The organism is Microcoleus sp. POL10_C6, from assembly GCF_036701585.1.
Classification (GTDB): domain Bacteria; phylum Cyanobacteriota; class Cyanobacteriia; order Cyanobacteriales; family Microcoleaceae; genus Microcoleus.
The window spans coordinates 242593-253151 of sequence record NZ_JAUBRB010000002.1 but is presented as its reverse complement, the minus strand read 5'-3'; the positions used below and the strand labels follow the sequence as shown (position 1 = coordinate 253151).

The following is a 10559-nucleotide window of genomic DNA, read 5'->3' as shown; positions in this document are numbered from 1 at the left end:
CAAGCTATAAAAGCGATGGTTAATCCAGATCTGCAAGAACCATCTTTAATTCCTCAAATTTAGACCTGAATCCTTACAATTATGTTATGAATAATTTGGCATATTATGTGAGCAAGTATGGACGAAACTACCGTCACGGTTCGCCATTAGCGATGTCCATAACATACTATTTCAAGATAATTGGAAAAAGTGACGAATCCACTTCTTTAGAAAGAATAGTTAATTTAGCTTTAGAATCAAGATTGGTAAAACTCTAAGGAAGAATTAACAAATACGATCGCACCCCATCACCCCTTACCCAATCCATCATCCATCTGCGTCTATCTGCGTGCATCTGCGGTTAAAAATATCTCATCAATAGCTTCGCAACAAATCAAATCAACAAACTTTGATATAATTTTACATCAAGAAGCCAAACTCAAACCAACTCATGCCACAAACAGTCTGGATCGCACGACACGGAAACCGCATCGACTTCGTTAACCCCGACTGGTTTCTTACCGCCGAACGCCGCTACGATCCTCACCTTTCCGAAGACGGTCACGTTCAAGCTAAACAACTAGCCAATCGCCTCAAAGGTGAAGGAATTTCTCATATTTTTGCTTCCCCTTTTCTGCGAACTGTCCAAACAGCAAATCACGCGGCAGAAGCTCTCGATTTGTCAATTAAACTAGAGTGGGGACTGTGCGAATGGCTGAATCCTGAATGGATGACAGAAATGCCGGAAACTGAGTCTGTTGAAGCTTTGTGCAGGCGTTTTCCCCGGATTGATGCTTCCTATAAAGGCGGTATTGCTAATTATCCCGAAACCGTGGAAGCTTGTTTCAAAAGGGCGGGGGAAACTGCTAAACGCCTCGTGGCTGAGTTTCCCGAAGATATGTTATTGGTAGGTCACGGTGCGTCGGTTTTAGGAACTGCGATCGGGCTGGCGGGCGGTGCGGAAACAGAAATAAACGCTTCTTTGTGCTGTTTGGTGAAAGTGGTGCGGGATGAGGGAGAATGGTTGATCGCACTTAATGGCGATACTTCTCACCTGACTGACTCTGAAACCGTGATCCGGTTTAATTAAAGTTGAGATTCGTGCCAAAAATCGCATTTTATGCTATGTGTGTAAGGTGCGCGGCAGAAGAGCACCCTACGTTAATCTGATTAGTCCGAATCTGGGTGTTATTGTTTAATCTCGATCGCACATTTTAAATCGAAAATCTTAAATCGGTATGGCAGGACACAGTAAGTGGGCGAATATTAAACGCCAAAAAGCTAGAGTTGATGCCGTTAAAGGCAAGGTTTTTGCTAGAATATCTCGCGAAATTATTGTCGCGGCCCGCAGCGGAGTTCCCGATCCCGCTGGCAATTTTCAACTGCGGACGGCTATTGAAAAAGCCAAGGCGGCGGATATTCCTAATGAAAACATAGAAAGGGCGATCGCCAAAGGTGCTGGCTTGGCCGGGGGAAGTTCGGAATTAGAAGCTATTCGCTACGAAGGTTACGGCGTTGGCGGGGTTGCTATTCTAATTGAAGCGCTGACAGACAACCGCAACCGCACAGCGGCTGACTTGCGAGAAGCTTTTACTAAAAATGGCGGCAACTTGGGCGAAACTGGTTGTGTGGGCTGGATGTTTGACCACAAAGGGGTTTGTACGGTACGGGGCCCGATTGATGAGGAACAATTGTTTGAAGCGTCGCTAGAGGCGGCTGCGGAATCTTATGATTTGATATTAATTGATGAGGATACTGAAGGTGCAGAGGTATTTACCAGCGTGGCTAATTTGGAACAACTGGCGGATGTTTTGAAACAAAAAAGTTTTGCAGTTTTGCAGTCGGAAAATCGCTGGATTCCGAGCAATACAGTGGAAATAGATAATCCTGAAAAAGCTAGATCGCTCCTAAAGTTAATGGATGCACTGGAAGATTTGGATGACGTGCAAAGCGTGACAGCTAATTTTGAAATGACAGAGGAATTGATGTCTTTGAGTATGGTTTAATGCTTTAAAGATGAGGGATCTGGATCGTCCTGCTGGCACTGCAAAAGACGAAAAATCGCCAGCGGGACGATCGCGCTACACTATTACCAGGAAACGAATCCCCATCTGTAGGCGAGTGGGGAGTGTCAATCCAACGCATTGCTGAAAAAGCTGCATTGAAAAACTCAACCCACAGTAAAGCCATGCTAGATAACAACGAAAGCAAAAGAGACAGCACCCACTCAGAAGAAGTTCTGTCAGCAACCGAAGTATCAGAAACCAAGGATCGATCCGAATCAAAGGTGCAGGCTGAACCAGGGGGTAAATCCAATTGGTTCGGTTCCGTTTTCGGAGCCGTCTCTGCAACGGCGAGTGCGGTAGGGAATGCGGTAGGGAATGCCGGAAGTGCGATTGTTAATACCGCGAGTGCGGTGGGGAATGCAGCAGGCAGTGCTGGAGATGCGATTGTTGTTAATACCGCGAGTGCGGTAGGGAATGCCGGAAGTGCGATTGTTAATACCGCGAGTGCGGTGGGGAATGCAGCAGGCAGTGCAGGAGGTGCGATTGTTGTTAATACCGCGAGTGCGGTAGGGAATGCCGGAAGTGCGATTGTTAATACGGCTAGTGCGGTAGGCAATGCGGTAGGGAATGCCGGAAGTGCGATTGTTAATACGGCTAGTGCGGTAGGCAATGCAGCAAGCAGTGCTGGAGGTGAGATTGTTGTTAATACCGCGAGTGCGGTAGGGAATGCGGTAGGGAATGCCGGAAGTGCAGCACTCCAATTTCCCAATTTTTTTGGTTCAGCCCTCGGTTCGATTTCCCAGAGTCCTATCCTAAAAAAACTGACTGAAAATTTCAAAATCGACTGGTTAGTTAATGCGATCAATAAAGTTGATGTCGTGACTGCCGAGGCGCAAGTTCGAGAGTTGCAGCGCCAATATCCTCACGAGAAACCTCAAGAAATCGCACATCGCTTAATGGTGGAAAAAGCCTTGCTAGCTGCAGGAAGTGGCTTGGTTAGCAGTTTAGTTCCGGGCGCAGCTTTGGCATTGGCTGGCATGGATTTAGCGGCAATGACGGTGTTATCCGCGGAGTTAGTTTATCAAATAGCTGCCGCCTATGGAAAGGATTTGCAATCGAGCGATCGCCAAAAAGAAGTTGTCGCTATTTTCGGTTTATCCTTGGGTAGCAATTTAGCGATCGAAGCTGGAGTTACGCTTGTCAGCAATATTCCCTTGGCGGGTGCGGTAATTAATGCTAGCGCCAGTGCGACAATGATTTACGCGCTGGGATACGGTGCTTGTCGGTTTTATGAAGCCGATATCGATTCCTCGAAAATCGAAACCAAGCTCAAAGATTTACAAGAGGTATTGCAAGCGGAAAGTGACCAATATTTAGAGACAGCGATCGCACAAGAAACTGTGATGGATTGGATTTTGGTGTATGTCGTCTATACCACCCAAAAATTCACCCGATGGGATGAGTTATTACCCCAATTACAAGCGGCGAATTTAAATCCAAAGTCTTTAGCTGAGATTGAAGCTGTGAAAAATAAGTCTAAATTGCCTCCCAAGTTGGATATTTTACTCGAACAACTCGAACTCGACTTTGCCGAACCGCTTTTAAAGCGATGCACTGACATCATCGAGGCTGACGGTGAAATTAATGAACAAGAGGGGAAAATTTTGCTGACAATTCAACGGGCTGTTTTGAGCAAAAGAAAGCAAGCTCAAAAGCAAGCGTAGCCAACTTCGATCGAGGATGGGGTATCGGAAGCCACTGAAGTACAAACTGAAGTCTAAGCTAGATCGCAAACTACTCCGTGCCTTCACGCCCGGAAATGTCAAATCCAATACTCAAACTGGCTCAAGCGAATGGGGTAAAACTCTGGGACGATAACAGTTAATTGATTTAGTGATTCGAGCTAAAAAATAAGGGATCTATGAACCAAGAATCTCAGTCTATGAAAGAGCGGGGAGTATCATTTGAAACAAAAAACTTTTGCTGTTGTGCAGTCGAAAAATCGCTGGATTCCCAGCAATACAGTGGAAATAGACAGTCCGGAAAAAGCTCGATCGCTCCTTAAGTTAATGGATGCACTGGAAGATTTGGACGACGTGCAAAGTGTGACGGCGAATTTTGAAATGACAGATGAATTGATGTCTTTGAGTATGGTTTAATGCTCTAAATTACCAGATTTTTGCCATCCGCAAGACAAATCCCGGTAACTCTGGATCTGCGCTGACTGTTTCAGGATTATCTAAGATTTCAGGTTCGCCATTGGGACGGTAGATGTAGACTTTTCTATTTTTGCGATCGAGCAAAAAGCCGAGTGATACACCGTTCTCAATATATTCTTGCATCTTGTTTTGCAATCCCTTGAGAGTGTCACTAGCAGACCGCAATTCAATCACAAAGTCTGGACAAATCGGTGCGAATGAGGCTTTTTCTTCTTCAGTTAAGGCATTCCAGCGCTCTAGTTTAATCCATGAGGCATCGGGGGAGCGGGTTGCTCCATTCGGCAAGGTAAAGCCTGCACTCGAGTCAAACGTTTCACCTGTGCCATCTTGTTCTGCCCAGTTCGCAAGTTGCTGAGCAATTTTAATGTTGCGGTTCCCTGTATCTGAAAAGGCTGGTGACATGATAATGACTTCCCCACTGGCTGTACGCTCAATTCTCAAATCGCGATTAACTAGACAGAATTCATAAAACTGTTCAACAGTCATCGATTGGAGCGCAGGGAAATTGACCGTCAGTGGGACGCTTTCGGTTTGAATTAGCAGCGTCGTCATGGTTTTTCCTTTTTTTGGTGCAGGGGTGATAAAATGCCTTGAGCTTATCATATCTTAGCTTGGCGATCGCAAGTCTTAGTCGATCGGGGAATCGGAGGCTTGTATCCGTTTTGGCGGTGTCAATAATCTTTTTTCCCAGTTAGCAAATAAGTAACCATGTATCCCTTGCCCTTGATTTGGATGGCGCCGCGCTTCTGAAAAGTATATTTATCTTTTAATATCTCGTAGGTTTCGGCGGTGACTTGAATGCAGCCGGTAATCCCGTGGGATTCCATGCGCGAAGCAATATTTACTGTGTCGCCCCAGAGGTCGTAAATAAACTTTTTTAAGCCGATAACGCCGGCAACGACAGGGCCACTGCTAATCCCGATCCGAATGCTGAAAGGTTCCGAATGTTCTAAACTGAGGAGCCGAATTTCGTGCAACATATCGATCGCCATGTTCGCAACCGCCTCGGCGTGATCCTCTCGGGCCGTAGGCAAACCGCCGACAACCATGTAAGCGTCACCAATAGTCTTAATTTTCTCCAAACCGTGGCGATCAGCCAAGTGGTCAAAAGCCGAAAAAATATCGTTGAGCACTTCCACCACCGCCGTCGCTGAAATTCTCGACGAAAGCTCTGTAAACCCCACAATGTCCGCAAACATCACAGTTACTTCCGCAAAACTTTCGGCGATATTGTGTTCATTGTCCTTCAAACGCAGGGCGATCGCTGCGGGCAAAACGTTCAGCAGCAATTGCTCGGATTTAGCTTGTTCGAGTTCCAACTGTAGGTAAGCAGCCTGCAACTGTTCGGCTTGGCGAATTCTTTCTCCGGCTAGCTTTTCGATTTGGGCGGTGCGACTCAAAGATGTCAGCATATATGTCACCGGAATCAGAGTCCACAGCATCCCCATCGTCAGAGTTCCCCAAGAGCGCCAGTGCTTGCGAAGCCTGCGAATTTCCGGCGTTGCCGACACGTACATAGACCACTGGCGGCCGCTAATTTTCAGCCGCCTTCTGCAAGCTGTATAGTTCGGGCCTGGATTGTCAAGAATCGGGCAGTTTTGCATCAGGGATCGGTCAGCAGTGGCTGATGCTGGAAGCACTTGTTGGCTCGCGGATTGGAACTGCACCGCAAATTGCTGAATTTGCCTCTCAGCAGGGAGATTTTTGAGAACCGGGTTGGCCGTTTGGGGTAATAGCGAGGGTGCTTGTTGCTTGTCTGGAGCCTCGCTAACGAGATAAATATTGAGGTAGTCGGTATTGCGTCCTTTTAAAGAGGTTTGGAAAATATCTTTGCCTCGAAATACGCCCAGAACAAATCCTTGTAGCAGTTGGCGACGGGATTCCAGGGTAGTCGGTTTACTGCTGTTTTCGTAAATCGGAACTATTGCCAAAAGACCTAGTTCCGGGGAAGTGCCCTGAGTTAAGCCGATGTAGTTGGTGACAATCATTTCTCCTGTATCCCGTCCTCGATCGAGCGCGGCGCGGATTTCTGGGTGGGAGGCGAGGTCAAAGCCTAATGCTGTCTCGTTTCCGGCTGGTGGTTCGACGTAGAAAGCCGGGAAGTATTCGGAACGCTGGAGGGCCTTGCGGAGTTCTCCTCGCGGGCCACGCTCTGTAATCTCGAAGCTGGGGTCGGTTTCGGTTCTAGCTTTGGTTTCGTAGTTGCGCCGCTCGGAATTGGGGACGCGGGGGGCCCAAGCCAAAAGTTGCAGGCTAGGGTGGACGGATAGGGGACGGGCGACAAACCGGGCAAAAGAGGAACGCTCGACGGTGCTGAAGGCTTTCATGTAGTCGCTGAGGGCGAGAACAGTATCTAAGTCGGAGTTGAGCTGGCGTTCGATGCCGATCGAAATATCGTCAATGCGGCGGTGCATTTCGTAGTCGCGGCGCTTGTCTTCCCAGTCCCAAACCAAGGCGAATGTCAAAACCGACAGCCCGACACCCAAAGCCAGCGTCAACCCGGCTGGAATGTAGCGAGACCAGGATAAAGGTAGTTTTTTCAGCATAATTGCCTAGCGAATAAGGGCAGCAGATTAGCACACCGCTGAGTGCGATTTGTTCCGGCCTCTGAGTGCGGTTAATTCAAAACCCTGATAACTCAAGCACCGACGGCAATTGGGAATTAAAAGTTAGATATTTAAACTTTTAGATTAATGGACGATCGCTCAGCAGGGGATTTCAATCCAGAATTCCGCTCCCTGTCCGGGCGCTGAGATGCACCGCAGGCTTCCCTTATGTTTTTCTACCACAATTTGATGGCTGATGGATAATCCTAAACCAGTTCCAGAGCCTACGGGCTTGGTTGTGAAGAACGGGTCAAATAGCCGCTTGCGAACCTCTTCGCTCATTCCCGGGCCACTGTCGGCGATGCAAATTACCATGCGATCGCAATCACTGAGCTGGGTTTTACTGTGGCTTTTCAACCCAGCTTTTTTCATGAGGGTGCGAATCACGATCGTCCGAGGTTCCGGTTGGTTTTCTAGAGCATCGATCGCATTGCTGATAATATTGAGAAATACCTGGTTTAACTGCCCCGCACAACAGTAAATTTTTGAGATTTTTCCGTATTCTTTAATAATTTCAATCCCGCTTTTTTTACTTGCCTGATGCAATCTGTGCTGCAAAATTAACAGTGTACTGTCAATTCCTTCATGAACGTCTACTAACTTCATTTCTGATTCATCCAGCCGCGAAAAGTTCCGCAGCGACAACACAATATTACTGATTCTTTCTACTCCTACTCTCATAGAATTTAGCATTTTTGGCAAATCTTCCTTCAGAAAATCTAACTCTAAGTCCTTAACTTTTTTAGCAATCTGAGGCCCTGGGGACGGATAGCATTCCTGGTAGAGACTTAACAGTTCAATTAAATCGTGAAAATAGTTGTAAGTATGAGAAATATTGCCGTTAATAAAAGTGGCAGGATTGTTGATTTCGTGGGCAATCCCAGCCACCATCTGACCGAGGCTCGACATTTTTTCGGATTGAACTAATTGGATTTGAGCGTTTTGTAGCTGTTCGTATGCTTCTTGCAATTGGGCGGCTTGTTTTCTTAATTGAGATTCGGAAGCTTGGAGTGCGGCGGCGGAAATTTTGCGATTGGTTATATTTTCAATCATCCCTAAGTTGTAAATAGGTTGTCCTTCACCGTCTCGAATCAAAGTAGCTGTCACGTTTACCCAAACAATTTTACCTGTAGCGGTAATCTGGCGGAGTTCGATTTGATAGTGAGTAATTTCTCCCCGCTCAAGAGAATCAGCAACTTGGAGATTTTTTGGAGAATCTTCGGGATGTCCAAGTTCAATAAATGTTTGGGCAAGCAATTCTGCTGCGGTATATCCCAGCATTTCGCAGTAAGTTTTATTGACTCTCACTAACTTGTTATCATCTAAATTAGCTAAGTAGATAGCGATCGGTGCATCTTCAAAAATTGTGCGAAATAGTTCCTCGCTGGCCCGGACTTGAGCTGCTAGGGAAAGCCTATCGGTGATGTCTTCAAAAGTAGACAAAATGCCGACAACATTGCCGGAATTGTCGTGTAAAGGTATTTTATTTGTATCCAGACAGCACTGGGTGCCGTCGGCTTGCATTTTGGATTCTATGATGTGATATTCTGGGGTGTTGGTTGCCATGATGCGGCGGTCGCAGGCTCGAAAAAATTCTGTTTCTTCCGGCTTCCAAGGCATATCGAAGTCGGTGAGACCGGCGATTTCACTGGGGTGATTGAAACCTGCGACTTTGGCAAAGTTTTTGTTGCCTCCCAAGTAAACTAAATCTCGATCTTTCCAGGCGATTAACTGAGGGATGTTATTGATTACCAACCACAGCATTTTTTGGGATGTTTCCAAGGCTTCCGTGCGTTCTAGGACGCGCTTTTCAAGTTCTTGATTGGCTTGTTGCAGGGCGATTTTTGACTCGCTGAGGGCGATTTCTGCTAGCTTGCGATCGCTGATGTCGATTGTCACCCCCTCCCACAGTATATCGCCGCCCGGTTGCATTTCGGGGCGGGCAATGCCGCGAATCCATTTCACTTTTCCCGATCCGGTTACGATCCGCCCTTCATATATCCAAGGTTTGAGAGTTTTGCCGGAAATTGCGATTGATTCTAATAGATTTTTTAGGTCTTCTGGATGCACCGTTGCCCAAATTAAATCCGAGTTTTGTTCAACTTTTTCTGGCTCTAATTCGTAGAGTTCCCAACAGCCGGAACTCACATAAATGAATTCATTTGAACCGTCGGGATGCAGCAAGTATTGATAAATCATTCCCGGCACGTTGGCGGCCATTTTTTGGAATCTGGCTTCGCTTTGGATCAGTGCTGATTCTGCAAGTTTGCGATCGCTAATGTCAATCAACACGCCATCCCAAATAATGTTATCTTTTTCGCCCTGTTCTGGTCGGGAAGCCCCGCTAATCCACTTAATCCGATCACCCGGAAAAACAAATCTGCCTTCCCACCGCCAAGGCTCTAAAGTTTTAGCTGAGATAGCAACAGATTCCTGGAAGCTGGGCGCATCGTCTGGATGAATCATTTCGATCGCGGGAATAGCTGAATTTTGCAGTACATCTGGTTCTAATTCCCAGAGTTCGCGGCAGCCGGAACTGACGTAGGGGAATGACATAGTGCCGTCTGCTGCTAACTGAAATTGATAAATCATCCCGGGAACGTTGGCGGCTAGTTTTTGAAACCTCGCTTCGCTTTGCCGTAGTGCTGTTTCTGCTTCTACGCGATCCGTAATATCGTAAAATGCCGATAAAATTGCGGCTTCGCCATTAAAATTAATTGCTCGCATCGACATTTTTACCCAAAACAAACTGCCATTTGCTTTCTTGAGGCAGATTTCTTCGCGGTCGCTAAAGCCGTTTTGTTTGACTAATTCTAGCAATTGAATGTTGTCGTTGATATTGGCATAAAATTCAATTTGTTTTCCACCAACAATTTTTTCGTAACTCAAACCTAAACTTTCACCAAGAGCAGGATTTGCATACAAAATAACGCTGTCTTCTAGGCGCGTAATTAACATGGGAACGGGAGTCGTACTGGCGATAACGCGCAATCTTTCTTCGCTTTCTTCCCTGGCTGTTTCGGCTGCTACTCTTTTGCTAATATCGTTCTGAACTCCGATAAAATGAGTTAATTTTCCCTCATTGTCTAGGATAGGGGAAACCATTAATTCGTTCCAAAAAGGAGTTTTGTCTTTGCGATAATTTTTGAGAACTACCTGAATTTCCGTTCCCGCTTCCAAGCTGCGGCGGAGTTTATTTAATTCGGCATGATCGGTATCGGGGCCCTGCAAAAACCTGCAGTTGCGTCCAATAACTTCTTCGGCACTGTAACCTGTCAGTTTCTCAAAAGCAGGATTGCAGTAGATAATAGGTGTGTCAGGCTTAGTAGCATCCGCTATGAGGATGCTGTTGCTCGACGCTGCGATCGCCCGTTCTAGGAGAGACAGGTTGAAAGAGTCTGTTGTCATCTGTAGCAATATCCAAACTCCTTGGGAGCGGACAGAACAATAGAAAATTATAAATAGCTTGAGCCATTCTTATTCTATAATTTTATTTTTAATTTAGCTTTTTTAACAAAGTCAGCAGCCCAAAAAAGCCGACGGGGGAGACGACTAATACCATTTTCGATTTTAGATTTTAGATTGGCAATGACTGATTCCCTTATGGTTTGGGGCACGGGCATACAATTGCCTTTGTGCTTGAAAGTAAGTAGTTTAACAGAAGGCATTCGGTACTTGTCCAGAAAAAAGAAGGTGAAAATACCCAAGGCGGCAAGAAAACAGAAGGTGAAAACACTGATATGTTGAAC

The 10559-nt window shown here is 46.2% G+C and carries 6 protein-coding genes and 1 pseudogene; 4 read left to right on the top strand and 3 right to left on the bottom strand.

The features are described 5' to 3' along the window. Nucleotides 1-430: 430 nt before the first annotated feature. From QUA34_RS02225 to QUA34_RS02210, 4 genes and pseudogenes are all read left to right on the top strand, one after another. Nucleotides 431-1069, top strand: a complete 639-nt coding sequence (locus QUA34_RS02225) for a histidine phosphatase family protein (protein ID WP_333327275.1) — start codon at nt 431-433, stop codon at nt 1067-1069. A gap of 148 nt (nt 1070-1217) precedes the next feature. After that, complete coding sequence (locus tag QUA34_RS02220) at nt 1218-1985, top strand: YebC/PmpR family DNA-binding transcriptional regulator (protein WP_333383769.1); 768 nt, start codon at nt 1218-1220, stop codon at nt 1983-1985. A 122-nt stretch (nt 1986-2107) separates the two neighbouring features. Next, the gene (locus tag QUA34_RS02215) at nt 2108-3709 is read left to right on the top strand and encodes a hypothetical protein (protein ID WP_333327269.1); all 1602 of its coding nucleotides are present in this window, start codon (nt 2108-2110) and stop codon (nt 3707-3709) included. A 240-nt stretch (nt 3710-3949) separates the two neighbouring features. Next, nucleotides 3950-4144, top strand: a pseudogene (locus QUA34_RS02210) (YebC/PmpR family DNA-binding transcriptional regulator); the annotation flags it as partial. A gap of 9 nt (nt 4145-4153) precedes the next feature. On the opposite strand, the gene QUA34_RS02205 reads toward QUA34_RS02210, so the two are convergent. The 3 genes from QUA34_RS02205 to QUA34_RS02195 form a co-directional block, all read right to left on the bottom strand. Beyond that, on the bottom strand, nt 4154-4756 hold the full coding sequence (locus QUA34_RS02205; protein WP_333383765.1) for a Uma2 family endonuclease: 603 nt from the start codon (nt 4754-4756) through the stop codon (nt 4154-4156). A gap of 119 nt (nt 4757-4875) precedes the next feature. Beyond that, nucleotides 4876-6750, bottom strand: a complete 1875-nt coding sequence (locus tag QUA34_RS02200; RefSeq protein WP_333383762.1) for an adenylate/guanylate cyclase domain-containing protein — start codon at nt 6748-6750, stop codon at nt 4876-4878. Between the two features lie 159 nt (nt 6751-6909). Continuing rightward, complete coding sequence (locus QUA34_RS02195; RefSeq protein WP_333383760.1) at nt 6910-10218, bottom strand: PAS domain S-box protein; 3309 nt, start codon at nt 10216-10218, stop codon at nt 6910-6912. Nucleotides 10219-10559 lie beyond the last annotated feature (341 nt).